This is a genomic window from Micromonospora sp. NPDC051925 (genome assembly GCF_044548625.1).
GTDB lineage: Bacteria > Actinomycetota > Actinomycetes > Mycobacteriales > Micromonosporaceae > Micromonospora.
This window is the reverse complement of record NZ_JBIUCH010000004.1, coordinates 122,747-149,074: the sequence shown is the minus strand read 5'-3', so window position 1 is coordinate 149,074 and position 26,328 is coordinate 122,747. Positions and strand designations below refer to the sequence as shown.

Here is a 26,328-nt window from a genome sequence, read left to right as displayed (position 1 = left end):
ACCGCCGCCGATCCGTTGATGGTCGGCTATCCCACCGCCGTGACCGGGCCGTGTCGCCCGATCGGTCGGCGTGCCGCATGCCGCTGACGACCGCCCCGAGCGCCCCCGCCGCCCGGCGCGGGTGAGTCGATACCTCCGTCGCCGCTGAGCGGCGTCCATCCACTCCGCCCGACCAGCCACCACGGTCGACTCGGGTGTCACTCTCCGGAGCTGCACGTGCGCATCCTGCTGTTGTCCACCGCCGACACCGACCTGCTCGCCGCCCGCGCCAGCGCCGCCGACTACCGACTCGCCAACCCCGCCCGGGTCGGTGTGGACGCCGTGCCGGCGCTGCTCGACGGCGTCGACCTGGCTGTCGTACGGCTGCTCGGTGGTCGGCAGACGTGGCCGGACGGCCTCACCGCGGTGCTCGGCTCCGGCGTGCCCACGATCGTGCTCGGCGGTGAGGCGGTGCCCGACGCGGAGCTGATGGCGGTCTCCACGGTGGCCTCCGGGGTGGCCACCGAGGCGCTGTCCTACCTGGTCGAAGGGGGTGCGGAGAATCTGGCCCAGCTGGCTCGGTTCCTGTCCGACACGGTCCTGCTCACCGGCGAGGGCTTCGACCCACCCACCCCCACCCCTGCCTATGGCATCCTCGGCGCCACGCCAACGCCCACGCCAACGCCCCGCCCGAGCGGAGGCACCGGCCCGGTCGAGGGGGCCGAGCCGGTCGAAGGGACCGGGTCGGCTGCGGGGGTCGGGTCGGCTGCGGGGGCCGGGTCGGCGGGTGGGGAAGGTGGTGCCGACGGTCGGCCGACGGTCGGGATCGTGTTCTACCGGGCGCACGCGCTGGCCGGTAACACCGGCTTCGTCGAGACCCTGGCCGATGCGGTCGACGCGGCCGGCGGCAACCCGTTGCCGATCTTCTGCGGCTCGCTGCGCGGCCTCGCCCCCGGCGACGGGCCGCTGGACCTCTTCGCCCGCTGCGACGCCCTCGTCGTCACCGTCCTCGCCGCCGGTGGGACGGTCGCCGCCGACGCCTCCGGCGGGGGTGACGAGGATGCCTGGGACGTCGGCGCGCTCGCCGCCCTGGACGTACCGGTGATCCAGGCGCTCTGCCTGACCAGCACCCGTGCGCAGTGGGCCGGCAGCGACGCCGGGCTGTCCCCCCTGGATGCGGCGATGCAGGTGGCCATCCCCGAGTTCGACGGCCGGATCGTCACCGTGCCGTTCTCGTTCAAACGGATCGACGCCGACGGGCTGTCGGTCTACGCCGCTGATGCCGAACGCGCCGCCCGGGTCGCCGGGATCGCTGTCCGGCAGGCCCGGCTGCGGCATCTGCCCCACGCCGACAAGCGGCTGGCGATCGTGCTCAGCTCCTACCCGACGAAGCACTCCCGGGTCGGCAACGCCGTCGGGCTGGACACCCCCGCCTCGGCGGTACGGCTGCTCGCCGCCCTCGCTGCCGCCGGCTACCACCTCGGCGACGCGCCGCCGCCCACCGACGGGGACGCGCTGATCCACGCGCTGATCGCCGCCGGTGGCCACGACGTCGAGTGGCTCACCCCGGAACAGTTGTCCGCCGCCGAGGCCCGGGTGCCGGGGGAGACCTACCGGCGCTGGTTCGACCAGGTGCCGGTCGACCTGCGGGACCGGATGCGGGAACACTGGGGTGAGCCACCCGGCCAGCTCTACACCGACGACGGCGACATCGTCCTGGCCGGGCTGCGGTTCGGCAACGTCACCCTGCTGATCCAGCCGCCACGGGGCTTCGGTGAGAATCCGATCGCCATCTACCACGACCCCGACCTGCCGCCCAGCCACCACTACCTGGCCGCGTACCGGTGGCTGGCCGCGCCGGTCGCCGACGGCGGCTTCGGCGCGGACGCGGTGGTGCACCTCGGCAAGCACGGCACCCTGGAATGGCTGCCCGGCAAGGGCCTCGGGCTGGCCGCGGACTGCGCCCCGGACGCCGTCCTCGGCGACCTGCCGCTGGTCTACCCGTTCATCGTCAACGACCCCGGCGAGGGCACCCAGGCCAAGCGGCGCGCGCACGCCGTCGTCGTCGACCACCTGGTGCCACCGATGGCCCGCGCCGAGACCTACGGCGACCTGGCGAAACTCGAACAGCTCCTGGACGAGTACGCCACCGTCCAGGCCCTCGACCCGGCGAAGGTGCCGGTGGTCCGGGGGCAGATCTGGGACCTGGTGCGCGCCGCCGAACTGCACCACGACCTGCACACCGAGGCGATGCCCGCCGCCGACGACTTCGACGACTTCGTGCTGCACCTCGACGGCTACCTGTGTGAGGTCAAGGACGTGCAGATCCGCGACGGGCTGCACATCCTGGCCGAGGTGCCCACCGGCGAGGCCCGGGTGAACCTCGTCCTCGCCGTGCTGCGCGCACCCCAGGTGTGGGGCGGCAGCCGCGCCCTGCCCGGCCTGCGACAGGCCCTCGCTGCCGGTTACGGCCTGGACGAGCAGGCGCTGCTTGCCGAGCCCGGACAGCGGGTGGTGGTGCCGGCGGCGCTGACCGACGTCGTCGACGGCCCGGCGGTCACCGCCGCCGACGCCGTCGACCTGATCGAAGGGCTGGCCCGGCGGCTCGTCCTCGGCATGGAGACCCTCGGCTGGAACTCCGCCCGGGTCGACGCGGTGGTCGAGGAGGTGGCCGGTCGGACCTTCCCTGACGCCGCCGAGGTGCTGCGGTTCGCCGCCCGCGAGGTGGTGCCCCGGCTGGACCGGACCACCGACGAGATCACCCATACCCTCGGTGCGCTCGACGGCCGGTTCGTGCCGCCCGGACCCTCCGGGTCACCCACCCGGGGCCTGGTCAACGTGCTGCCCACCGGCCGCAACTTCTACTCCGTCGACCCGAAGGCGATCCCCAGCCGCAACGCCTGGGACGTCGGGGTGGCGCTTGCCGACTCGCTGCTCGCCCGGTACCTCGCCGACACCGGGGCGTACCCCCGTTCGGTCGGGTTGACCGTCTGGGGCACCAGCGCCATGCGTACCCAGGGCGACGACATCGCCGAGGTGCTGGCCCTGCTCGGCTGCCGGCCGGTGTGGGACGACCGGTCGCGTCGGGTCACCGGCGTCGAGGTGGTGCCGCTGGCGGAGTTGGGCCGGCCCCGGGTCGACGTCACGGTCCGCATCTCCGGCTTCTTCCGGGACGCCTTCCCGCACGTCGTCGCCCTCATCGACGACGCGGTGCGGCAGGTCGCCGCCCTCGACGAGCCGGCCGGGGACAACTACCTGAGGGCACACGTGGCCGCCGACGTCGCCGTGCACGGCGACGAGCGGCGGGCCACCGCCCGGATCTTCGGCTCCAAACCCGGGGCGTACGGGGCGGGGCTGCAGCCGTTGATCGACGCCCGCAACTGGCGCACCGACGCCGACCTGGCCGAGGTGTACGCCGTCTGGGGCGGCTACGCCTACGGCCGGGGCCTGGACGGGCGGGAGGCGCGGGCCGACATGGAACGCTCGTTCGCCCGGATCGCGGTGGCGGCGAAGAACCAGGACACCCGCGAACACGACATCGTCGACTCCGACGACTACTTCCAGTACCACGGCGGGATGGTGGCGATGGTCCGGCACCTCACCGGGGCCACCCCGGCCGCCTACGTGGGCGACTCGGCGATGCCGCACGACGTGCGCACCCGGACCCTCGGTGAGGAGACCCGGCGGGTGTTCCGGGCCCGGGTGGTCAACCCGAAGTGGATCGCCGCGATGCGCCGGCACGGCTACAAGGGCGCCTTCGAGTTGGCCGCCACCGTGGACTACCTGTTCGGCTACGACGCCACGGCCGGCGTCGTCGACGACTGGATGTACGAGCACCTGGCCGAGGCGTACCTGTTCGACGCGCCGACCCGGGAGTTCCTGGAGCAGTCCAACCCGTGGGCGCTGCGCGGCATCACCGAACGACTCCTGGAGGCCGCCGAGCGGGGGCTGTGGGCCGCACCCGAGCCGGCCACCCTGGACCGCCTCCGCGAGACCTACCTGGCCACCGAGGGCGACCTGGAGGAGCGACAGTGAGCGCGAGGAGTGAGCCGGGTTTGCGAGCCCCGCAGTCGCGAACGGAAGGTGGCTCGGTGAGCGCGAGGAGTGAGCCGGGTTTGCGAGCCCCGCAGTCGCGAACGGAAGGTGGCTCGGTGAGCGGGTATCCCTTCTCGGCGGTGCTCGGGATGGACGACATGCGCCTCGCGTTGCTGCTCAACGCGGTCAGCCCGGCGATCGGCGGGGTGCTCGTCCGGGGCGAGAAGGGCACCGCCAAGTCGACCGCCGTACGGGCCCTCGCCGCCCTGCTCCCACCGGTGGACCGGGTCGCCGGTTGCCGGTTCGGCTGTGACCCGGCCGCCCCCGACCCGACCTGCCCCGACGGTCCACACCCGGCCGCCGCCGACCGGGCCCACCCGGCCGCCGCGCCGGTCGAGCGTCGGCCGGCCCGGCTGGTGGAGCTGCCGGTCGGGGCCGCCGAGGACCGGGTGGTCGGTTCGCTCGACCTGGAGAAGGCCCTTGCCGAGGGGGTACGCGCCTTCGAACCGGGCCTGCTCGCCGCCGCCCACCGTGGGGTGCTCTACGTCGACGAGGTGAACCTGCTCCACGACCACCTGGTCGACCTGCTCCTGGACGCTGCCGCGATGGGCCGGTGCCACGTCGAACGGGAGGGTGTCTCGGTCAGCCACGCCGCCCGGTTCCTGCTGGTCGGCACGATGAACCCGGAGGAGGGTGAGCTGCGTCCGCAGCTGCTCGACCGGTTCGGGCTCACCGTCGAGGTGGCCGCCAGCCGTGACCCGGCCGTCCGGGTGGAGGTGGTGCGTCGCCGGCTCGCCGCCGATGCCGACCCGGCCGGGTTCGCCGCCCGCTGGGCCGCCGCCGACGCCGAGGTGGCCGCCCGGGTCGCCGCCGCCCGGGACCGGCTCGACCGGGTACGACTGCCCGACGCCGCGCTGCGGCAGGTCGCCGAGGTCTGCGCCGCGTTCGACGTCGACGGCATGCGCGCCGACATCGTCACCGCCCGTACCGCCGTCGCGCACGCCGCCTGGCAGGGCCGGGACCGGGTCACCGCCGACGACGTCCGGGTCGCCGCCCGGCTCGCCCTGCCGCACCGACGTCGCCGTGACCCGTTCGACACCCCCGGGCTGGACGAGAAGCACCTCGACGAGGTGTTGCAGCGGGCCCGCGACGAGCACCCCGACGACGACCCACCCGAAACCGGCCCGGACACCCCCCGCCCGGACGGCGGTCCCGACACCTCCGGCCCGGACGGCGGTCCCGGTGGTCCCGGCCCGGCCGGTGGTTCCGGCGGTCCCGGCCCGGCCGGCGGCTGCGGCCCGGACGGTGGCTCTGGCGGCTCCGGCCCGGACGGTGGCTCCGGCGGTGCCGGCCCGGACAGTGGTGCCGGCGGGCCGTCAGGCGGTGGACCGGGTGGGCGTGACGACAGCGGGACCGGCCCGGACGGCGGCCCCGACGCCGCCGCCCGTCCGTACCCTGCCGACACCGGCCCGGACACCGGCGAGCGACCGGGCCGCACCGGACGTCCGGACGGGTCGGACGGGAACCCGGCGACCGGGACGCAGTCGGTGGCCGTACCCCGTGGTGGGATGACGGCCCGGTTGTTCACCGCGCCCGGGGTGGGTGACGGGGTGCCCGGCCGGCGGTCGCGGGCCCGGACCGGGCGGGGGCGGACCACCGGCGCGCGGGTGCCCGCCGGCCGGCCCGACGCGCTGCACCTGCCGGCCACCCTGCGCGCCGCCGCCCCGCACCAGGCCGGGCGGGGCCGGTGCGGCGGCCGGTTGCTGCTGCGCCCCGACGACCTGCGGGAGGCGGTCCGGGAGGGCCGCGAAGGCAACCTGGTGCTGTTCGTGGTCGACGCCAGCGGGTCGATGGGCGCCCGGCAGCGGATGTCGGCCGTGAAGGGCGCGGTGCTCGCCCTGCTCACCGACGCCTACCAGCGCCGGGACACGGTGGCGGTGGTGACCTTCCGGGGCGACGGGGCACAGGTCCTGCTGCCGGCCACGTCCTCGGTGCTGGCCGCGTCGGCGCGGCTGACCGAGCTGCCCACCGGCGGGCGTACCCCGTTGGCCGAGGGGTTGCTCGCCGCCGCCGACCTGCTGCGGGTGCAGCGGCTGCGCGACCCGAGACGGCGTCCGCTGGTCCTGGTGGTCACCGACGGTCGGGCCACCGCCGGCCCGCGTCCGTTGGAACGGTCGGCGCGTGCGGCGGCCGTCCTCGCCGCCACCGGTGCGCCGTGTGTCGTGGTCGACTGCGAGTCCGGACCGGTCCGCCTGCACCTGGCCCGCCGGCTGGCCGGCCAGCTCGGCGCGGCCCACCACCGCCTCGACACGGTCGCCGCCGACCCGCTGGCCGGGCTTGCCACCGTCGGAACGAACCGGAGCGTGCGCTGATGCCACAGGGAAAGCCGGACCACGTGCCCGCCGACGGGTTGACCACCCGGCAGCGGCGGCACCGCCCGTTGACCATCGTCCACACCGGCCAGATGAAGGGCAAGTCGACGGCCGCGTTCGGGCTGGCGCTGCGGGCCTGGACCGCCGGGCTGCCGATCGGGGTGTTCCAGTTCGTCAAGAGCGCCAAGTGGCGGGTGGGCGAGGAGAACGCCTTCCGCGCACTCGGACAGGTGCACACCGACACCGGCCAGGGCGCCCCGGTCGCCTGGCACAAGATGGGCGAGGGCTGGTCCTGGATCCAGCGTGGCGGCGACGCCGACCATGCCGCCGACGCCCTGGAGGGCTGGCGGCAGATCCAGCGCGACCTGGCCGCGCAGCGCTACGGCCTGTACGTCCTCGACGAGTTCACCTACCCGATGAAGTGGGGCTGGGTGGACGTCGACGAGGTGGTCGACACCCTCACCCACCGGCCCGGCTTCCAGCACGTGGTGATCACCGGCCGGGACGCCGACCCGCGCCTGGTCGCCGCGGCCGACCTGGTCGCCGAGCTGACCAAGGTCAAGCACCCGATGGACGCCGGCCAGAAGGGCCAGAAGGGCATCGAGTGGTGATCGCGCTGCCCCGGCTGGTGGTCGCCGCCCCGGCCAGCGGACACGGCAAGACCACGGTGGCCACCGGCCTGCTCGCCGCGCTGCGCCGCCGGGGCCTCACGGTCAGCCCGCACAAGGTCGGCCCCGACTACATCGACCCCGGCTACCACGCGCTCGCCGCCGGCCGCCCCGGCCGCAACCTCGACCCGTGGCTGGTCGGCGAGGAGCTGATCGCCCCGCTGCTGCGGCACGGCGCGAGCGTCCCCACCCCCGCCGACGTCGCCGTGGTCGAGGGCGTGATGGGTCTGCACGACGGCGCGGTCGGCCGGGCCGGGTACGCCTCCACCGCCCACGTCGCCACGCTGATCGACGCGCCGGTGCTGCTGGTCCTCGACACCACCGCGCAGGGCCGCTCGGTCGCCGCGCTGGTGCTCGGCATGCGGGCCTTCGACCCGGCCGTCCGGGTCGGTGGGGTGATCCTCAACCGGGTCGGCTCGCCCCGGCACGAGACCCTGCTGCGCGACGCGCTCGCCGAGGTGGGCGTACCGGTGCTCGGGGCGGTCACCCGGGCCGTCGAGGTGGCCGCCCCGGCACGGCACCTGGGGCTGGTGCCGGTCGCCGAACGGGCACCGGAGTCGCTGGCCGTCGTGGCGGCTCTCGCCGCGCTCGTCGAGGCCACCGTGGACCTCGACGCCGTGCTCGACCTGGCCCGCAGCGCGCCACCGCTGACCGTCGACGCGTGGGATCCGGCCGTCGCCGTCGGCGGCCCGGCCGGCGGGGACCGTCCGGTCGTCGCGGTCGCCGCCGGAGCGGCCTTCACCTTCTCGTACGCGGAGACCGCCGAACTGCTCACCGCGGCCGGGGCGACCGTGGCCCCCTTCGATCCGCTGCGCGACCCGGCCCTGCCCGTCGGCACCCGGGCCGTGGTCATCGGGGGCGGCTTCCCCGAGGTGCACGTGGAGGCGTTGAACGCCAACACCGGGCTCCGTGCCGACCTTGCCGACTTCGCCGGTCCGGTGGTCGCCGAGTGCGCCGGGCTGCTCTACCTCGGCCGGTCCCTGAACGGGGTGCCGATGTGCGGTCGGCTCGACCACCACGCCCGGATGACCGGTCGGCTCACCCTCGGCTACCGCGACGCGGTCGCCGTCACCGACTCCCCGGTCCACCCCGCCGGTGAGCCGGTACGCGGCCACGAGTTCCACCGCACCGTCACCGACCCGGGCCACGGCGACCGGCCCGCCTGGCGCTGGGACGACACCCCCCACGGTTTCGTCACCGGCCAGGTGCACGCCTCCTACCTGCACACCCACTGGGCGGGCCGGCCACAGGCCGCCCGCCGCCTGGTCGAGGCGGCGAGCCGGTGACCGCCGCGACGCTGACCGGGGTGGGGGTCGGACCGGGGGATCCCGAACTGCTCACCCTCAAGGCGGTACGGGTGCTGGCCGAGGCCGACCTGGTGGTCGTACCGGTGCTGGACCGGCTGGCGGCGGACCCGGGGACGCCGCCCGGCCGGGCCGAGACGACGGTGCGCGCGCACGTGTCGGCGGACCGGCTACGCCGGGTGCCGTTCGCCCTCGACGACCGGGGCGGGGTGACCGCCCGCCGGGAACGCGCCTGGGACGCCGCCGCCCGTGCCGTCGTCGACGCGATCGACGGAGGCGCGCGGTCGGTCGCCTTCGCCACCATCGGCGACCCGAACGTCTACTCCACCTTCGACTACCTGGCCCAGGGCGTACGGGCGTTGCGGCCGGCGGTGCAGGTGCGGACCGTCCCCGGTGTCACCGCCATGCAGGAGTTGGCCGCGCGCAGCGGCGTCCCGCTCTGCCAGGGGCGGGAGCCGCTGACCCTGCTGCCGGCCACCGCCGGCCTGGCGCCGGTCGCCGACGCCCTCGCCGGCCCCGGCACCGTCGTGGTCTACAAGGGGTGGCGTCGCCACCGGGACCTGGTCGACGAGCTGCGCCGACACGATCGGCTCGACGACGCCGTGCTCGGCCGGGGCCTCGGCCTGCCGGACGAGCGGATCGGACCGGTCGGACCCGCCGACGACGACCTGCCCTATCTGTCGACGCTGCTGGTCCCGGCCCGCCGGGACCGGCGGGGAGGAAAACTGTGACCAGCACCGGAAAGGTGTGGTTCGTGGGGGCCGGTCCCGGTGCCGCGGACCTGCTCACCCTGCGTGCCGCCCGGGTGATCGCCGCCGCCGACGTGGTGATCTGGGCGGCCAGCCTGGTGCACGCCGACGTGCTGGCCCACGCCCGCCCCGACGCCGAGATCGTCGACTCGTCGCAGCTGCCCATCGAGGGGGTGCTGCCGCTGTACCGGCGGGCCGCCGCCGACCGGCTCACCGTGGCCCGGATCCACTCCGGTGACCCGGCGCTCTGGGGTGCGGTGCAGGAACAGCTCGACCTGTGTGTCGCCCTCGACCTGGCCGTGGAGATCGTCCCCGGGGTCTCCTCGTTCACCGCCGTCGCCGCCCTCGTCGGCCGGGAACTGACCATCCCCGAGGTGGCCCAGTCGGTGATCCTCACCCGGTTGGAGGGCGGCAAGACGCCGATGCCGGCCGGGGAGCGGGTCCGCGACTTCGCCCGGCACGGCACCACCATGGCGCTGTTCCTCTCCGCCGCCCGCGCCGGGCAGGCCCAGGCGGAACTGCTCGCCGGGGGCTACCCGGCCGACACCCCGGTGGTGGTGGCCTACCAGGCGACCTGGCCGGACGAGCTGGTGGTGCGGTGCGCCCTCGGTGACCTGGCGGCCACCGTGAAGGAACACCGGCTGTGGAAGCACACCCTGTTCCTGGTCGGCCCGGCGCTCGCCGCCACCGGTACCCGCTCGCACCTCTACCATCCCGGGCACTTCCACACCTTCCGTCGGGCGGAGCCGACCGCCCGCGCCGAGCTGCGCCGGTCCCGCGCCGCCGGACCGGGGGACGCACCACAGTGACGTACGTCGAGCCGCCGCTGCGCGAGCCGGACCTGCCGCGTACCGCGAAGGTCCGGCCGGTCGCGCTGCGTACCGGCTGGACCACCGGCGCGTGCGCGACGGCGGCGGCGAAGGCGGCGGTGACCGCCCTGGTCACCGGCGTGCCCCAGCGGGAGGTGGAGATCGGGCTGCCTGCCGGCCGACGAGTGGCCTTCCCGGTCGCCCGCTGCGAGCTCACCCCGCTGCCCGCTCCACAGGCGGAGGCGGTCGTGGTCAAGGACGCCGGGGACGACCCGGACGTCACCCACGGCGCGCACCTCACCGCCACCGTCGGTTGGCGGCCCCGGCCCGGCCTGGACCTCGCCGGCGGCTCCGGCGTCGGCACCGTCACCCGACCCGGGCTCGGACTCGAAGTCGGCGGACCGGCCATCAACGACACCCCCCGGCGGATGATCGGCCAGGCCGTCGCCGAGGTGGTCGACCTGACCGAGGTGGGTGTCCGGGTGGTGATCAGCGTGCCGGGCGGCGAGGTGATGGCCCGCAAGACCACCAACCGGCGGCTCGGCATCGTCGGCGGCATCTCGATCCTCGGCACCACCGGCGTCGTCCGACCCTTCTCCACCGCCTCCTGGCGGGCCAGCGTGGTGCAGGCGGTGCACGTGATGGCGGCCCAGGGGCAGCGGACCGTGGTGCTGTGCACCGGTGGGCGTACCGAACGGGCCGCCCGCGCGCTGCTGCCGGAGCTGCCCGAGGTGTGTTTCGTCGAGGTCGGCGACTTCACCGGCGCGGCCGTCACCGCCGCCGTCGGCGACGCGATGACCGGGGTCGTCTTCGTCGGCATGGCCGGCAAGCTGGCCAAACTCGCCGCCGGCATCCTGATGACCCACTACACCCGGTCGAAGGTGGACCTGTCGCTGCTCGGCGCGGTCACCGCCGAGGCCGGTGGCGACGCCGACCTGGTCGCGGCGGTCGTGGCGGCGAACACCGGACGGCACGCGTACGAGCTGTGGGAGGCCGCCGGGCTGCTGCGTCCGGCCGGTGACCTGCTCTGCGGCCGGGTCCGTCAGGTGCTGCGCCGCTTCGCCGGGCCGGCGCTCACCGTCGACGTGGCCATGGTCGACTTCGCCGGCGACAACCTGGTCGCCTCGTCCGGCCGGTGGCCGGCGTGACCGGCCCGGAGTTGCCGCTCGGCGCGGCGCGGTCGGAGCCGGCGGCCGGGAAGACCGGGCCGGAGCCGATCCTGGTGCTGGGCGTCGACGCGGCCGGTCGGCCGCTGTCCCCGCCCGCGCGGGCCGCCCTGGCCGGGGCCGGACTGGTCGTCGGGGCGGCCCGGCACCTGGCCGCCGCGCCGGTGCCGCCCGGCGTGGACACCGTCACCCTCGGCCCGCTCGCCCCCGCGCTGGACCGGCTCGTCACCGCCCACGCCGCCGGGGTTCCGGCCGTCGTGCTGGCCAGCGGCGATCCCGGCTTCTTCGGCGTGGTACGCCGGTTGCGCGCCGCCGGGCTGCCGGTCCGGGTGCTGCCGGCGGTGTCCAGCGTGGCCGCCGCGTTCGCCCGCGCCGGGCTCGACTGGGACGGCGCGGTGGTGGTCACCGCGCACGGTCGGGAGCTGGGCCCCGCGCTCAACGCCTGCCGGGCGCTGCCCGCCGTCGCCGTGCTCACCGCGCCCGACGCCGGAGCCGCCGAGATCGGTGCCGGACTGGCCGGCTGGCCTCGCCGCCTGCTGGTCGCCGAACACCTCGGCACCCCCGCCGAACGGATCACCTGGACCACCCCGGAGCAGGCCGCCGCCCGCCGCTGGGCCGACCCGCACGTGCTGCTCAGCCTCGCCCCGACCACCGGCGACCCCGATCTCCATCCCGTGGCCGACTCCAGCGTCGATCCCGTGGCCGACCTTGAGGTCGATTCCGTGGCCGGCTCCGGCGTCGATCCTGTGGCCGACCCCGACGACGGATTCGTGGCCGACTTCGACGGCGGCCCCGGGGCGGGGCGTATCGACCGGAGGGGCATCGGTGGTTCGCCCGGCGTCGCGGGCCGGGGCGACGTCGGTGGTGCGGTCGGCGTCGGGCCGGTGCGGGCGGACAACCAGCCGGCCGCCGCGCCCGCCGACGGCTGGGCGCTGCCCGAGTCCGCGTACCGGCACCGGGATTCGATGATCACCAAGGCCGAGGTACGGGCCCTCGCGGTGGCCCGGCTGCGGCCCCGACTCGGCCGGCTGGTCTGGGACGTCGGCGCGGGCAGCGGGTCGGTCGGCATCGAGTGCGCGCTGCTCGGCGCGGCGGTGATCGCCGTGGAGCGGGATCCGGCGGCCCCGATCGCCGCCAACGCCGCCCGGCACGGCGTCGACGTCCGGGTGGTCACCGGCGACGCGCCGGCCGTGCTGTGCGGGTTACCCGACCCGGACGCCGTCTTCGTCGGGGGTGGCGGGACCGACGTGCTGACCGCCGTCGCCGACCGCCGCCCCGTCCGGGTGGTGGTCACCCTCGCCGCCCTGGACCGGGTCGCCCCGGCCGTGCACCTGTTGCGTACCGCCGGCTACACGGTGACCGGCAGCCAGCTCGCCGCCGCCCGGCTCGCCGATCTGCCCGGCGGCTCCATCCGACTCGCGGCCACCAACCCGGTGGTCGTCCTCACCGGGGAGCGCCCGTGATCGCCTTCGCACCGCGCCGGAACCAGGGGACGCCCGGGATCGACACCGCACCGCCTCGCGTCGGACTCGTCGCGGCGACCGCCGCCGGTCGCCGGCACGCCCGTACCCTGGCCGCCGCCTGGCCGCACGCCCGACTCGTGGAGGCCGACGGGGTCGCCGACGCGCTGCGTGCCGCCTGGGCGGGCTGCGACGCGGTGGTGGCGTTCCTGGCCACCGGGGCGGTGGTGCGGATCCTCGCCCCGCTGCTCGGCGACAAGCGCACCGACCCGGCGGTGGTGGTGGTCGACGAGGCCGCCCGGCACGCCGTCGCCCTGCTCGGCGGCCACGCCGGGGGCGCGAACACGCTCGCCGCCGAGGTGGCCGTGCTGCTCGACGCCCGGCCGGTGGTCACCACCGCCACCGACGCGGTCGACCTGCCCGGCCTGGACACCCTCGGCTGGCCGGTCGAGGGGGCGGTGGCCACGGTGTCCCGGGCCATCCTCGACGGCGAGCCGGTCCGGCTGGTCGCCGACGCGGTGTGGCCGCTGCCCGCCCTGCCACCGAACGTCCACGTCGTCCCGCCGGCCGGTGCCACCGCCACGCCGGACGCGCCGACCCCGCCCGCCGGGCACCAGCCCGATGGCGCGGAGCGCGGGTACCGGGTGCTGGTCACCGACCGGGTGGTGCCGCTCGGTGACCGGACCGCCGTGCTGCGGCCCCCGTCCCTGGTCGCCGGGGTGGGGTCCAGCCGGGGGGTGCCCGCCGCCGAGGTCGCCGCGCTGCTGCACCGGGCGCTCGACGACGCCGGCCTGAGCCCGGCCAGCCTGCGCTGCCTGGCCAGCGTCGACGTCAAGGCCGACGAGGAGGGCATCCGGGCCACCGCCGAGGCGCTCGGCGTACCCCTGGAGACCTGGCCGGCGGCGGAGCTGGCGACGGTCGACGTGCCGCACCCCAGCGAGGTGGTCCGCGCCGCCGTCGGCACGCCGAGCGTCGCGGAGGCGGCGGCGTTGCGCGGCGGCGGCAGCCTGCTGGTGCCGAAGACCGCCTCGGCGATGGCGACCGTCGCGATCGCCCGGCACGCCCCGCGCGGCCGGCTGGCGATCGTCGGCCTGGGCCCCGGCGCGGCCGACCTGCGTACCCCGCGCGCCGTCGCCGAGCTGCGCCGGGCCGCCGTGGTGGTCGGCCTCGACCAGTACGTCGACCAGGTCCGCGACCTGCTCCGGCCGGGTACCCGGGTGCTCGCCAGCGGGCTCGGCGCGGAGGAGGAACGAGCCCGGACCGCCGTCGCGGAGGCCACCGCGGGGCACGCCGTCGCCCTGGTCGGCTCCGGCGACGCCGGGGTGTACGCGATGGCCAGCCCCGCCCTGGAGTACGCCGACGAGCGGATCGACGTGGTCGGGGTGCCCGGGGTGACCGCCGCCCTGGCCGCGGCGGCGTTGCTCGGTGCCCCGATCGGACACGACCACGTCTACCTGAGCCTGTCCGACCTGCACACCCCCTGGGCGGTCATCGAACGGCGGGTCGCCGCCGCCGCCGGGGCGGACCTGGTGGCTCTGCTCTACAACCCGCGCAGCCGGGCCCGGGACTGGCAGCTCGGCGCGGTGCTGAAGACGTTCGCCGCGCACCGCCCGCCGCAGACCCCGGTCGGGGTGGTGCGCAACGCCAGCCGTCCCGACGAACAGGTCCACCTGGCCACCCTCGCCACCTTCGACCCGACCCTGGTCGACATGTACGGCCTGGTCGTGGTGGGCAGCTCGCAGACCCGGCTGGTCGGTGGCCGGATGGTCACCCCCCGGGGCTACCGGTGGCGCGAATGACCCCGACCGCCCCGCCGCCCGGCCCGGCCGCCGCCCCGCTGCCTTGCCCGGCCGCCGCCCTGTCGTCCGGCCCGGTCGTCGCCCCGCCGCCCGGCCCGGTCGTCGCGTCCCGGTCCGGCCCGGTCGTCGCGCCGGTGGTCATCGACGCCTGTCAGGGCTGCGGCGCCTGCCTGCTCACCTGCCCCACCCACGCGATCCGCCCGGTCCCCGGCGGGTTGACCGTCCGGGCCGACCGCTGCACCGGCTGCCTGGAGTGCGTGGAGATCTGCCCGGTGGACGCGATCCGGGCCACCACCGACCGTCGAGGAGAACCATGACCACCACCGGGTACGCCGTCGGCCCGACCCGCCACCGGCCGGTCGCGGGGGGTGAGCGGTGAGCCGGGCCGTCCACCCGATCGAGCAGGAGTCGTACCGCATCCTGCGGGAACGGGTCGACCTGGGGCGGCTGCCACCGCTGACCCGCGCGGTCGTCGAGCGGGTGGTGCACGCCAGCGCCGACCTCGACTACGTCACCGACCTGGTCTGCGACGAGGCGGCGCTGGTCGGCGGGCTGGCCGCGCTGCGGGCCGGTGCGCCGATCGTCACCGACGTGGCGATGGTGGCCGCCGGGATCACCCGCCCGGGTCGGGAGATCGTCTGCCCGGTCGCCGAACCGGCCGCCGCCGTGCTGGCCCGGCAGACCGGGCTGACCCGGTCGGCGGCGGCGGTCCGGATCGCCCTGGACCGGGTCGGGCCGGGGGCGGTCTGGGTGGTCGGCTGCGCGCCGACCGCGCTTGTCGAACTGATCGCCGTGGCCGCCGCCCCGGCGCTGGTGGTCGGGCTGCCGGTCGGCTTCGTCGGGGCCGCCGAGTCCAAGGCGGCGCTGCGGGCCAGTGGCCTGCCCGCCGTGTCCAACGTCGGCGAGAAGGGGGGCTCGGCGGTCGCCGCCGCCGCCCTCAACGCCCTGCTCTACCAGGAGGAAACATGACCGCACTGGTCATCGTCGGGCACGGTACGCGCAGCGCGGCCGGGGTCGACCAGTTCACCGCGCTCGTCGAGCGGGTCCGCAGCCGGGCCGGGGCCACCGTCGGCGACGTCGCGGGCGGTTTCATCGAGCTGTCCCGGCCGCCGCTGACCGACGCGGTCACCGCGCTGGTCGCCCAGGGTCACCGGGCGCTGGTGGCGCTGCCGCTGGTGCTCACCGCCGCCGGGCACGGCAAGGGCGACATCCCGGCGGCGATGGCCCGCGAGCAGGACCGCCACGCCGGTCTGACCTACCGGTACGGCCGCCCGCTCGGCCCGCACCCACTGCTGCACACGGTCCTGGAGCAGCGGATCGACGCCGCGCTCGCCGGGGCCGACCGGGCCGGCACCTGGGTGGCGCTGATCGGGCGCGGCGCCACCGACCCGGACGCCAACGCCGAGGTGGCGAAGGTGGCCCGGCTGCTCTGGGAGGGGCGCGGCTACGCGGGGGTCGAACCGGGGTTCATCTCGCTGGCCGAGCCGTCCGTGCCGGCGGTGCTCGACCGGCTGCGGCGGCTCGGTGCCCGCCGGATCGTGGTCGCCCCGTACTTCCTGTTCGCCGGGGTGCTGCCGGACCGGATCGTCGCCCAGTCGCAGGCGTTCGCCGCCGACCATCCGGACCTCGACATCCGGGTCGCCGACCTGATCGGTGACTGCGACGCCCTGGCCGACCTGGTGCTGGAGCGGCACGCCGAGGCACTGCGCGGGGACATCCGGATGAACTGCGACACCTGCGCGTACCGGGTGCTGATGCCGGGCTTCGCCGACAAGGTGGGCCGTCCGCAGACCCCCCACGACCACCCCGACGACCCGGTCGACGGCCACGGTCATCAGCACGGCCAGGGCCATCGGCATGGCGACGGTCATCAGCATGACCCCGGCCACCAGCACGGCCCCGGTCGTTCCGGGGTCGGCGACGAGCGCCCCGGGGTCGGCGAGGGCCGACCTGGTCCCGAGACGGCGGCCGGGCCGCGACCGGAGCAGGTCGCCGTGCGGGGCGCGACCCCTGCCCGCTGACGCCCTGCCCGCTGTTCAGCCGGTGAATGCCTGGGCCAGGGCGAAGCCGAGCGTCGCCGCGGTCAGCCCGGCGACGACGCTGACCAGGGCGTTGGCCATCGCGTGAAGCCGGGCGCCGGTGCGGGCCAGCCGTACGGTCTCGTAGCCGAACGTGGACCAGGTGGTGAGTGCGCCACAGAAACCGGTGCCGACCAGCGCGGTCACCGCCGGCCCGGCGGGCACCCCGACCACCGCGCCGAGCAGCAGCGAGCCGGCGACGTTGACGGTCAGCGTCCCCCACGGGAACCGGGAGTCGTGACGTGCCTGCACGGCCCGGTCGGTGAGGTAGCGCAGCGGCGCACCGAGCGCCGCGCCCAGCGCGATCAGCAGCACGGTCACCGGGCGTCCCCGCCGGCTGTCCGGTCCGACGCCGTTGACCGTCCGGGCCATCCGGACCCCCGGTCGAGCAGCCGGGTGGCCAGGGCGTCACCGGCGGCGACCGCCAGCAGCCCGCCGACCAGGGTGGCAGCCAGGTAGCCCAGCGCGGTGGCGGCGGCCCCGGCGGCCAGCGCCCGGTGCACGTCCACCACGTACGCGGAGAAGGTGGTGAAGCCGCCGAGCACGCCCACCCCGAGGAACGGCCGGACCAGCGGGCCGACCCGACGCCGGCCGAGCACCGCCATCAGCGCCCCGATCAACAGGCAGCCGGTGACGTTCACGGCAAAGGTGGACCAGGGGAAACCGGTCGGGGCGTACGGCAGGGCGGTCTGCACCCCGGCACGGGCGAACGCCCCGAGCACCCCGCCGGCGGCGATGACGCCCAGCACGGCGGCGGGACGTGCGGTCAGCTCAGCCCGGTCGGCCGGGACGCGCAGGTCGACGTCGGGGTCGACGCGGCGCGGTGGCCGTTGCGACATCGGGACCTCCCCACCAGTACGTGGACCACTGGCAGGGACCGTTGGCGCGTCCGGCGCGGTTCTCCCGGTCGGGGCCGGGACGGCGGGCCCCACCGCCGACTCGTCCGTGAGCATAGCCCGTGCCGGCCGGCACGGGTGACCGTCGGGCGCACCTGAGCGCCGGCATCCGGTGGTGGGTCGCCGCAGCTCCAGGCCCGGCCGGGCCGGGATCACCCGGGCTCGGCCACGCGGCGGGCACCGACCGGCGTACGGCCGGCACCGGCGGCCGGCGGGAGTTCCGGTCGTTGCGCCGCGACCGTGCCGCGCCGCAGCCCGCGCCCCGACGGGCACGGCCGGGCCGAGGCCGGCCGCGCAGCGGGCGACTGCCCCGCACCTCGTCGCGGGGGCGGGGTTTGACCGCCGGACGATGGGAAACAGAAGCGGTGGGCGGGTGTCCGCTGTGCACACTCCACGCACGACGGACGCCCGTGACGGTCGGTGAATTGCGCTGATTTCATTGACATCGCCCCGCTTGGCGGAGAAGACTCGCCTTTCTGATCTGACAGGCGACGGAGGGTGGCCGTGTCCATGACCAGATCGAGAATCGCCGCAGGGGCGCTCGCCGTCGTCCTGACCGCCCTGGCCGGGTGCAGCGCGGGCGAGAGCGTCGAGGTCGACGGCGGCGGGTCCACCGGCGGGGCGTCGGCCGGCGGCACGCTCACCGCCGCCATCGGCGGCGAGCCGGACCAGCTCGACCCGCACAGGACCTCGGCCTACTACAGCTTCGAGGTGCTGGAGAACGTCTACGACACCCTCGTCGAGCCGGACGCCGACCTGAAGATGGGCCCCGCGCTGGCCACCGGGTGGACCACCAGCGCCGACCAGCTCACCTGGACGTTCACCCTCCGCGAAGGGGTGCGGTTCTCCGACGGGTCGCCGCTGACCTCGGAGGACGTCGTCTACTCGTACCAGCGGATCATCAACGAGAAGCTGAACGCGGCGTACCGGTTCAGCAGCGTCAGGTCGGTGACCGCGCCCGACCCGGTCACGGTGGTGGTCACGCTGACCGCGCCGACGCCCAACCTGCTGGCCAACCTCGGCGGCTTCAAGGCCGTCGCGATCGTCGAGAAGTCCAACGTGGAGTCCGGCGCGATCAAGACCAGGCCGGTGGGCAGCGGCCCGTTCACGGTGGCCGCCTACACCTCCGGCGACACCATCAAGCTGACCCGCAACGACGCCTACTGGGGGCCGAAGCCCAAACTCGACGGGGTCACCTTCACCTTCGTCAAGGACCCGACGGTGGCCCTGCAGAACCTACGCGGCGGCGAGGTGCAGTGGACCGACAACCTGCCGCCGCAGCAGGTGCCGGCGCTGAAGGAGGCCGGTGAGATCACCGTCTCCACCACCCCGTCGACCGACTACTGGTACCTCGCCCTCAACGAGGCACGCGAGCCGTACGACGACGTGAACGTCCGCCGGGCCGTCGCGTTCGCCCTCGACCGGGAGGCGATCACCAAGGCCGCCAAGTTCGGGCAGGCCACCGCCAACCAGACCGCCATCCCCAAGGGCAGCTCCTGGTACTACGGGTACGCGCCGTACCGGCACGACCCGGACCAGGCCCGGCAACTGCTCGACCGGGCCGGCGTCAAGGGCCTCACCATGGACCTGATGGTCACCAGCGAGTACCCGGAGACGGTCAGCGCCGCCCAGGTGATCGCCGCCCAGCTCGAAGACGTCGGGATCACCGTGAAGATCCGTACCCTGGACTTCGCACAGTGGCTCGACGAGCAGGGCAAGGGGAACTTCGACGGGTTCCTGCTCGGCTGGCTGGGCAACATCGACCCGGACGAGTTCTACTACGCCCAGCACCGCACCGGCGGCACGTTCAACTTCCACAAGTACAGCAACCCCACCGTCGACACCCTGCTCGACCAGGCCCGCACCCAGACCGACGAGGGCGTACGCAAGCAGACGTACGAGCGGGCGGCCAAGCAGATCGTCGACGACGCCAGTTACGTCTACCTGTACAACCCGGACGTGGTGCAGGGCTGGTCCAGGAAGGTCACCGGCTACCAGGTCCGCACCGACCGGGCGATCCGGTTCCGCGACGTCGCCCTGAGCCGCTGAGGGGGCGGCGTGGGACGCTTCGTCCTGCGGCGGCTGCTCCAGTCGGTCGTCGTCCTGCTCGGGGTGACCCTGGTGGTCTTCCTGCTGCTGCAACTGGTCCCCGGCGACCCGGTCCGGGTCTCCCTCGGCACCCGCTTCGACCAGCAGACCTACGACGCGCTGCGGGAACGTTCCGGGCTCGACCGGCCACTGGTCGTGCAGTACCTCAGCTACGTCGGCCACGCCCTCACCGGTGACCTGGGGGTCAGCTTCCGCAGCGGCCAGCCGGTCACCTCGATCGTGCTGGAGCGGCTCCCCGCCACGCTGTCGCTGGCGGTGACCGCGGTGCTGCTCGCGCTGCTGGTCGCCTTCCCGCTCGGCGTGCTCTCCGCGGTGCGCAGCGGCTCGTTCGTCGACCACGCCGCCCGGGTGTTCAGCCAGTTCGGGGTCTCCGTCCCGGACTTCTGGATGGGCATCATGGGCATCCTGCTCTTCGCCGGGGTGCTCGGCTGGCTGCCACCGTCGGGCTACGTGGCGCTCACCGACGACCCGGCGGGCTGGGCGTCCCACGTGGCCCTGCCCGCCGCCGCCGTCGGGCTGGTCACCGCCTCCATCCTCACCCGCTTCATCCGCTCCTCGGTGCTCGAGGTGCTCGCCGAGGACTACGTCCGCACCGCCGAGGCGAAGGGGTTGCGCCGCCGGGTGGTGGTCGTTAGGCACGTGCTGCGCAACGCGTTGATCCCGGTGGTCACCGTGGTGGCGGTGCAGTTGGCCAGCCTGGTCGGTGGGGTGATCGTGATCGAGGTGCTCTTCGCCTGGCCGGGCGTCGGCCGGCTCACCTACGACGCCGTGCAGGCCCGGGACTACCCGGTGCTCCAGGGCGCGGTGCTCTTCGTGGCCAGCCTCTTCCTGCTGATGAACCTGCTGGTGGACGTCCTGTACGCCCGCCTCGACCCGAGGATCACGCTGCGATGAGCGCGGCCGGGGACCGGGCGTCGACGCCTCCCACCGACCACCGCCCGTCCCGGCATGCGACCGACGACCAGGGACGGGCGGCCGACGGCGGTCCGGGACGGCGATCCGACGGCGGGCCGACCAGCCGGGCGGCCGACGGCAGGTCACCGGGGCGTCCACCCGAGGCGGGCAGCCTGCGTCGCGCGCTGACCGCGCTGCGGCACGACCCGCCGGCCGTCGCCGGCACGGTGGTGCTGCTGGTCCTGCTGGTCGTCGGGCTGGCCGGGCAGTGGCTCGCGCCGGCCGGGATCAACGACGTGGACGTCGACCAGATGCTCCGACCGCCCAGCGGGGCGCACCCGTTCGGCACCGACGAGCTGGGTCGCGACGTGCTCAGCCGGGTGCTGGTGGCGGCCCGGGTGTCGTTGCAGGTGGGCCTGGTCAGCGTCGGTATCGCCCTGGCCGTCGGGGTGACCGTCGGCCTGCTCGCCGGCTGGTACGGCGGCTGGGCGGACAACATCCTGATGCGCGGCATGGACGTGCTGTTCGCGTTCCCGGTGCTGCTGCTCGCGGTGGCGATCGTCGCGGTGCTCGGCCCGGGGCTGGTCACCGCGACGACCGCCATCGGGGTGGTCTACACCCCGATCTTCGCCCGGGTGACCCGGGCCGGTGTGCTGGCCGTCCGGGAACAGGTCTTCGTCCGGGCCGCCGTCTCCATCGGCACCTCCGACCTGCGCATCCTGCGCCGGCACGTGCTGCCCAACATCGCCGCCCCGCTGATCGTGCAGACCTCGCTGTCGCTGGCCTTCGCGATCCTGTCCGAGGCGGCGCTGTCCTTCCTCGGCCTCGGCGTCCAGCCACCCGCGCCGGCCTGGGGCCGGATGCTCTACGACGGGCGGGGGTTCGTCACCGACGCCTGGTGGCTGGGCTTCTTCCCGGGCGCGGCGATCTTCCTGACCGTGCTCGCCTTCAACCTGGTCGGTGACGCGCTGCGGGACGTGCTCGACCCGCGCCAGCTCACCGTCAGCGAGGCGAGGAGGAGCACCCGATGAGTGGACACCCCGTACCGGCGCCCCGGGCCGCCGGGAGCCCGCCCGGCGGCGAACCGGTGCTGGCCATCGAGGGCCTGACGGTCACCCTCGGCACCCGCAACGGCCCGGCTCGGGCGGTCGCCGGCGTCGACTGGTCGGTGGCCCCGGGCCAGACCCTCGCCCTGGTCGGCGAGTCCGGCAGCGGCAAGAGCATGACCGTGCTCGCCGCGACCGGCCTGGCGCCGCGTTCCGCCACCGTCACCGGCCGGGTCCGGCTGCTCGGCCGGGAGCTGACCACGATGTCCGGGTCGGAGCGTCGCCGGTGGCGTGGCCGGCACGTCGGCTTCGTCTTCCAGGACCCGATGACCTCCCTCAACCCGGTGCTGACCGTCGGCCGGCAGGTCGCCGAGGCGTGCGAGGAGCACCTCGGGATGAGCCGGCGTCAGGCCCGGTCCCGCGCCGTCGAGCTGCTCGACCTGGTCGGCATCCCGTCGCCCGACCGCCGGGTGGACGCCCATCCGCATCAGTTCTCCGGCGGGATGCGTCAGCGGGTCGTCATCGCGATGGCGTTGGCCTGCGAACCGGACCTGCTGATCGCCGACGAGCCGACCACCGCGCTGGACGTCACCACCCAGGCGCAGATCGTCGAACTCGTCGCCGACCTGCGTCGTCGGCTCGGCACCGCGGTCGTCTGGATCACCCACGACCTCGGCGTGGTGGCCGGGATCGCCGACACCGTCGCGGTGATGTACGGGGGGCGGATCGTCGAGCAGGGGCCGGTCGACTCGGTCTTCGCCGCGCCCGGCCACCCGTACACCCGGGCCCTGCTGGCCGCCCGGCCACGGCCCGGCGCGGCGGGAGAGGAACTGGCCGCGATCCCCGGCGCACCGCCCAGCCCGCTCGACCTGCCGGCCGGTTGCGCGTTCTGGCCCCGCTGCCCGGTCCGCGGTGACCCCCGCTGCGCACACGAGTTGCCGCCGCTCGCGCCGCTCGCCCCCGGTCACCTGGTCCGCAGCTTCTACCCCGCTGCCGGCAGCACCCTCCGCCCGCCTGCCGAGGACCACCCCCGCCCGACCGGCGCGGGGCGTCGCCCCGCTGTCGGGGGATACCACGATCCCGTCCCGGAGGAGCGATGAACGCGGCAACCGTCGCCGAACTCGACGAGCTGGCGGTCTGGTTCCCCAGCCCCGGTGGCCCGCCGGTGCGCGCGGTGGACGGGGTGTCGCTGGCCGTCCGGGCGAGCGAGACCCTCGGCCTGGTGGGGGAGTCCGGCAGCGGCAAGTCGACCACCGGCCTGGCGCTTTTGCGGCTTGTCGACCCGACCGCCGGCCGGATCCGGGTCGGCGGCGAGGACGTCACCGGCTGGTCACGTCGTCGGCTGCGCGGGCTGCGCCGCCGGGTGGCCATGGTGTTCCAGGACCCGCAGGCGTCGCTGGACCCGCGCTGCACCGTCGGTGCCAGCATCGCCGAACCGCTGGTCGTGCACCGGCTGGCAGGCTCCGCCGAGGCCCGCCGACGCCGGGTCGCCGAACTGCTCGACCTGGTGGGCCTGCGGCCCGAGACGGCCGGTCGGCACCCGCACGAACTCTCCGGCGGCCAGCGCCAGCGGGTCGGGATCGCCCGCGCGCTGGCCGGTGAACCCGACCTGATCGTCCTCGACGAACCGATCGCCTCGCTCGACCTGAGCGTGCAGGCGCAGATCATGAACCTGCTGCGTCGGCTGCAACGGGATCTCGGACTGACCTACCTGTTCATCGCGCACGACCTGGCCGCGGTGGAGCACATGAGTGACCGGATCGCGGTGATGTACCTGGGGCGGATCGTGGAGACGGGCACTCCGGCGCAGATCTGGCGGGAGCCGGCCCACCCGTACACGGCGGCGTTGCTGTCGGCGATCCCGGTGGCCGACCCCCTGGTGGAACGCGACCGGCGGCGGATCATCCTCAGCGGTGACCTGCCCAGCCCGACCGACCCGCCGAGCGGCTGCCGGTTCCGGACCCGCTGCCCGCAGGCCCGTCCCGCCTGCGCCGACACCGATCCGCCCGCGATCGAGGTGGCCCCCGGCCACCATGCCGCGTGCCTCTACGCCGGGGAGGCGGTGCCTGCCATGCGCGCCGACCCGCCGCCACCCGCCGCCGACGCGGCCCGTTGAGGAACGACGGCGGACGACGCCGGTCCTGCCGGGTGCGGGCCGCACCGGCCCTGTCGTCGGCCCGCACCTCGACCAGGGCCACCCGCTCGGATGGACGCCGGCCCCGGTGGGCGCGAACGGCGTGGACTCGGGCCACGAGGCAGTCGGCGGGTGACGAGGGTCAGCAGCAGGTCAGGCCGCCCGCGCCGGTAACGGTACGGCGGGGCGGGGCACACCTTCGCCGCGGCGTCGCCGACCGCCGGTCGCCGGCTCGTGGTCGGGTGGCACGCCGGTCCGGCGGGGCGGCAGCGGCACGACGACGGCTCCCGTGCCCCGGGGCCCGGTGTCGACGGGCCACCGACGGTGCCCGCCGCCAGGCCCCGGGTGCCCGCCCGGCACCGGCCCGCCCCGCGCGCGCCCGACACCTCCCGCCGGCGGCGGACCGGCAGGCCGGACACTCCCGGCCGGACCGGCGGGCCCGAGGCCATCGACCGGACCGGCAGGCCCGACACTTCCGGCCGGACGGGCCGGCCCGAGGCCATCGACCGGACCGGCAGGCCCGACACTCCTGGCCACGCCGGCAGGCCCGATACCGCTGACCGCCCGTAGCCGCCCGTAGCCGCCCGCGGCCGGTGCGGGAAGGGCGGCCGTACCCACCCCGGCAGCGCCCCGGCACCCGTCGGGCCCGGTGAACCCTCGGCGCTGATCGCCGTATCGGGTTCCGGGTCGGCGGGGATCCTGGTGGCGAACGGTCCCGGTGGGGGCCGTTTCCTGCCAGGATTCCCGCCGCCACCGACCCTCGTGACCGGCGTCGGCCGGCCGGACGGCCTCGGTCCGGCGGGCGAACTCGGCGCGCACCGTCCGGGGCAGCCGGTCGTACGCGCAGCGGCGCAGGGCCGGGTCGGCGATGACATGGCCGCCGTGCGGGCCGGGCTGCACCAGCCCGTCGGCGCGGAGCCGGCGCAGGGCGTCCGTCGCTCGGCCGGGTGTCCAGCCGAGCAGCCCGTCGACGGCCGACGCGGTGAACTCGGCGTCGAGCGTGGCGGCGGCCATCAGTACCGCCCGGTGTGGGCCGTCGCACCGGTCCAGCCGGGCGGCGGCGCGTCGTCGGAGCGACTCGGGCAGCGCCGGCTCGGCCGTCCGGCCGGTGAGCGGGTACGACATGATCCGTCCCGCGGTGCCGGGTGCGGTGGCCGTCGGGGTCGGGCCGGTGGGATCCACCGACCTGTCGTCACCGCTGGGACGCGCCGACGCGTCACCGGTGGGGGACGCCGAACCGTCACCGGTGGCGGACGCCGACGCGTCGACGTAGGCGACGGCGTAGCCGGGGCGGCCGGCGACCAGCGGCAGCAACCGGGAGACGGACGTGATCGGCTGGCCGGCGCGGGTGAGCAGGCGGCGCAGCAACCGGCCGGTGTGGATGGTGCCCAGCGGCGGCAACTCCACCCGGTGGCAGCGGTGGGCCGGCGCGGGAAGCGGGTCCGCCAGGTCCGGCCGATGGGTGGCCAGCACCGCCAACGGCAGCCCCCGGGCGGTCGCGGCGGCGAACAGCGAGTGCAGGAAGTGCACCAGCTCCGGTGCGGCCCGGTCCAGGTCGTCCACGCCGACCACCACCGGACGGCGGGCGGCCAGGGCGAGCAGCACCTGGCGTGCCGCCGCCGCTCCGGCGACCGCCGCCCGGTCCGGCGCGTCCAGCAGCGCGGCGAGCGCCGCCACCGTCGCCGCCGCCCGGCCCGGCGCGACCAGGCCGTCGACCAGGGCGGCCAACCGGGCGCGGACGGTCGACGCCGGGCCGGTGGCGGGCAGCCCCGCCACGTCCCGCAGCAGCTCCGCGACCGGACCGAACACCCGCTCCGGGTACGGCGGGCAGTGTGCCACCGCCCAGCGCACCGGTGTGCCGTCGACCTCCGACAGCCGGTGGCGCAGTTCGGCCAGCAGCCGGCTGCGGCCGATGCCGTCCGGTCCGACCAGGGCCACCCACCGTGGACGGTGTTCCCGGGCTGCCCGGGTGAGCTGGTCCCGGGCGGTGGCGACCTCGCGGCGTCGGCCGATCAGCGGGCCGTGGTGGCGGGTGGGGCGCGGATGCGTCGTCCGGGTGACCCGCCAGACGTCGACCGGCAGCGCCTTGCCGGTGAGGGTGGCCGGGGCGAGGGCGTGCTGGTCGACCAGGCCCGCGGTGGCCCGGTGGGTGGCGGCGCAGACGACCACGCCACCCGCCGGGGCGTACTCCTGGATGCGGGCCGCGGTGGTGAGGACCGCGCCGGAGGCCATGCCGTGGCCGCCGTCGCGCACGGCGGCCAGGTCGACCACCGCCTCGCCGGTGGCGACGCCGACCCGGACCCGCAGCGTGACCCCGCCGGGCAGCACCCGCCGGTCCAGCGCGGCCTGGATCTCCAGGGCGGCCCGCACCGCCCGGTAGCCGTCGAGCCCGTCGGAGGTACGCGCCCCGAACAGCGCCATCACCGCGTCGCCGACGTACTTCTCCACCGTGCCCTGCCAGCGGCGCAGTACGCCGGCCACGGTGTCGAAGTAGGCGAACTGCACCGCCCGGACGTCCTCCGGGTCGAGCCGTTCGGTCAGCGCCGTCGAGCCGACGATGTCGGCGAAGAGCACGGTCAGCGTGCGCCGTTCCTGCGGCACCGGCCAGGGCGTCGTGGTGACGTCTTCCCGACCGGTACCGACCGTGGACAGTGGCATCCCACCCACCCTTCCTCCGCAGTGGTACTGACGACGTTCGGAGACTGTCACCACCGGGCTGACGGGGGATCTGCCGAACGACGTATGTCGGGCGGCTGCAACCTTTAGTCGCAATGTCGACGCGAGAGGTACCAGAGACGGAACAAGCCCGTAGAAGGGTGCGGGGACCTGT

The 26,328-nt window shown here is 75.7% G+C and carries 18 protein-coding genes and 2 pseudogenes; 17 read left to right on the top strand and 3 right to left on the bottom strand.

The annotated features are described in order from the left end of the window. Positions 1–216: 216 nt before the first annotated feature. From cobN to ACIG87_RS07030, 12 genes and pseudogenes are all read left to right on the top strand, one after another. A complete protein-coding gene (gene cobN, locus ACIG87_RS07085) occupies positions 217–4,014 on the top strand; it encodes a cobaltochelatase subunit CobN (RefSeq protein ID WP_396848945.1) in 3,798 nt (1,265 codons plus the stop codon). Positions 4,015–4,070: 56 nt separating this feature from the next. Then, entirely contained in the window at positions 4,071–6,386 is a 2,316-nt protein-coding gene (locus ACIG87_RS07080) for a VWA domain-containing protein (protein WP_396848944.1), read from the top strand. Further along, the gene (gene cobO, locus ACIG87_RS07075) at positions 6,386–6,997 is read left to right on the top strand and encodes a cob(I)yrinic acid a,c-diamide adenosyltransferase (protein ID WP_396848942.1); all 612 of its coding nucleotides are present in this window, start codon (positions 6,386–6,388) and stop codon (positions 6,995–6,997) included. The genes ACIG87_RS07080 and cobO overlap by 1 nt, the downstream gene beginning before the upstream one ends. Continuing rightward, positions 6,994–8,340 carry a cobyrinate a,c-diamide synthase gene (locus ACIG87_RS07070; RefSeq protein WP_396849245.1) on the top strand — a complete coding sequence of 449 codons (1,347 nt, stop codon included), beginning with the start codon at positions 6,994–6,996 and terminating at the stop codon, positions 8,338–8,340. The genes cobO and ACIG87_RS07070 overlap by 4 nt, the downstream gene beginning before the upstream one ends. After that, entirely contained in the window at positions 8,337–9,089 is a 753-nt protein-coding gene (cobI, locus tag ACIG87_RS07065; RefSeq protein WP_396848940.1) for a precorrin-2 C(20)-methyltransferase, read from the top strand. The genes ACIG87_RS07070 and cobI overlap by 4 nt, the downstream gene beginning before the upstream one ends. Next, the gene (cobM, locus tag ACIG87_RS07060) at positions 9,086–9,916 is read left to right on the top strand and encodes a precorrin-4 C(11)-methyltransferase (RefSeq protein ID WP_396848938.1); all 831 of its coding nucleotides are present in this window, start codon (positions 9,086–9,088) and stop codon (positions 9,914–9,916) included. The genes cobI and cobM overlap by 4 nt, the downstream gene beginning before the upstream one ends. Continuing rightward, the gene (locus ACIG87_RS07055; RefSeq protein ID WP_396848937.1) at positions 9,913–11,064 is read left to right on the top strand and encodes a cobalt-precorrin-5B (C(1))-methyltransferase; all 1,152 of its coding nucleotides are present in this window, start codon (positions 9,913–9,915) and stop codon (positions 11,062–11,064) included. The genes cobM and ACIG87_RS07055 overlap by 4 nt, the downstream gene beginning before the upstream one ends. 74 nt (positions 11,065–11,138) lie before the next feature. Next, positions 11,139–11,726, top strand: a pseudogene (cbiE, locus tag ACIG87_RS07050) (precorrin-6y C5,15-methyltransferase (decarboxylating) subunit CbiE); the annotation flags it as partial. 857 nt (positions 11,727–12,583) lie between these two features. Then, positions 12,584–14,341, top strand: coding sequence for a precorrin-3B C(17)-methyltransferase (gene cobJ / locus ACIG87_RS07045; protein ID WP_396849243.1), 1,758 nt, complete (start codon positions 12,584–12,586; stop codon positions 14,339–14,341). Between the two features lie 134 nt (positions 14,342–14,475). After that, entirely contained in the window at positions 14,476–14,658 is a 183-nt protein-coding gene (locus ACIG87_RS07040; RefSeq protein WP_396849242.1) for a 4Fe-4S binding protein, read from the top strand. 58 nt (positions 14,659–14,716) lie between these two features. Further along, positions 14,717–15,310, top strand: a complete 594-nt coding sequence (locus ACIG87_RS07035) for a precorrin-8X methylmutase (RefSeq protein ID WP_396848935.1) — start codon at positions 14,717–14,719, stop codon at positions 15,308–15,310. Further along, a pseudogene (locus ACIG87_RS07030) lies at positions 15,307–16,275 on the top strand (sirohydrochlorin chelatase); the annotation flags it as partial. The gene ACIG87_RS07035 and the pseudogene ACIG87_RS07030, both read left to right, overlap by 4 nt. 102 nt (positions 16,276–16,377) lie before the next feature. On the opposite strand, the gene crcB reads toward ACIG87_RS07030, so the two are convergent. Together crcB and ACIG87_RS07020 are read right to left on the bottom strand one after the other, a co-directional pair. Continuing rightward, complete coding sequence (crcB, locus tag ACIG87_RS07025) at positions 16,378–16,740, bottom strand: fluoride efflux transporter CrcB (RefSeq protein WP_396848933.1); 363 nt, start codon at positions 16,738–16,740, stop codon at positions 16,378–16,380. After that, positions 16,737–17,258 (bottom strand): fluoride efflux transporter FluC, encoded by a 522-nt coding sequence (locus ACIG87_RS07020; RefSeq protein WP_396848931.1) that lies wholly within the window; start codon positions 17,256–17,258, stop codon positions 16,737–16,739. The genes crcB and ACIG87_RS07020 overlap by 4 nt, the downstream gene beginning before the upstream one ends. A gap of 561 nt (positions 17,259–17,819) precedes the next feature. Here ACIG87_RS07020 and ACIG87_RS07015 point away from each other — a divergent pair. The 5 genes from ACIG87_RS07015 to ACIG87_RS06995 are packed head-to-tail and all read left to right on the top strand — an operon-like array spanning position 17,820 to position 23,480. Then, positions 17,820–19,364: an ABC transporter substrate-binding protein gene (locus ACIG87_RS07015; RefSeq protein ID WP_396848929.1), complete on the top strand. Its 1,545-nt coding sequence runs from the start codon at positions 17,820–17,822 to the stop codon at positions 19,362–19,364. Between the two features lie 9 nt (positions 19,365–19,373). Beyond that, positions 19,374–20,318: an ABC transporter permease gene (locus ACIG87_RS07010; RefSeq protein WP_396848927.1), complete on the top strand. Its 945-nt coding sequence runs from the start codon at positions 19,374–19,376 to the stop codon at positions 20,316–20,318. Then, entirely contained in the window at positions 20,315–21,349 is a 1,035-nt protein-coding gene (locus ACIG87_RS07005; protein WP_396848925.1) for an ABC transporter permease, read from the top strand. Before ACIG87_RS07010 ends, ACIG87_RS07005 begins: the two co-directional genes overlap by 4 nt. Then, entirely contained in the window at positions 21,346–22,464 is a 1,119-nt protein-coding gene (locus ACIG87_RS07000; protein ID WP_396848923.1) for an ABC transporter ATP-binding protein, read from the top strand. Before ACIG87_RS07005 ends, ACIG87_RS07000 begins: the two co-directional genes overlap by 4 nt. Next, positions 22,461–23,480 carry an ABC transporter ATP-binding protein gene (locus ACIG87_RS06995; protein WP_396848922.1) on the top strand — a complete coding sequence of 340 codons (1,020 nt, stop codon included), beginning with the start codon at positions 22,461–22,463 and terminating at the stop codon, positions 23,478–23,480. The genes ACIG87_RS07000 and ACIG87_RS06995 overlap by 4 nt, the downstream gene beginning before the upstream one ends. A gap of 171 nt (positions 23,481–23,651) precedes the next feature. Here the strand turns inward: ACIG87_RS06995 and ACIG87_RS06990 are convergent, their stop codons facing one another. Continuing rightward, positions 23,652–26,156 (bottom strand): AAA family ATPase, encoded by a 2,505-nt coding sequence (locus tag ACIG87_RS06990; RefSeq protein WP_396848920.1) that lies wholly within the window; start codon positions 26,154–26,156, stop codon positions 23,652–23,654. Positions 26,157–26,328: the final 172 nt, after the last annotated feature.

Bases quoted from the DNA above. Each gene is read 5' to 3' on its own strand.
- cobO (WP_396848942.1), top strand. From the start codon at position 6,386: ATGCCACAGGGAAAGCCGGACCACGTGCCCGCCGACGGGTTGACCACC.
- ACIG87_RS07020 (WP_396848931.1), bottom strand. From the start codon at position 17,258: ATGTCGCAACGGCCACCGCGCCGCGTCGACCCCGACGTCGACCTGCGC.
- ACIG87_RS07005 (WP_396848925.1), top strand. From the start codon at position 20,315: ATGAGCGCGGCCGGGGACCGGGCGTCGACGCCTCCCACCGACCACCGC.
- ACIG87_RS07000 (WP_396848923.1), top strand. From the start codon at position 21,346: ATGAGTGGACACCCCGTACCGGCGCCCCGGGCCGCCGGGAGCCCGCCC.
- ACIG87_RS06995 (WP_396848922.1), top strand. From the start codon at position 22,461: ATGAACGCGGCAACCGTCGCCGAACTCGACGAGCTGGCGGTCTGGTTC.
- ACIG87_RS06990 (WP_396848920.1), bottom strand. From the start codon at position 26,156: ATGCCACTGTCCACGGTCGGTACCGGTCGGGAAGACGTCACCACGACG.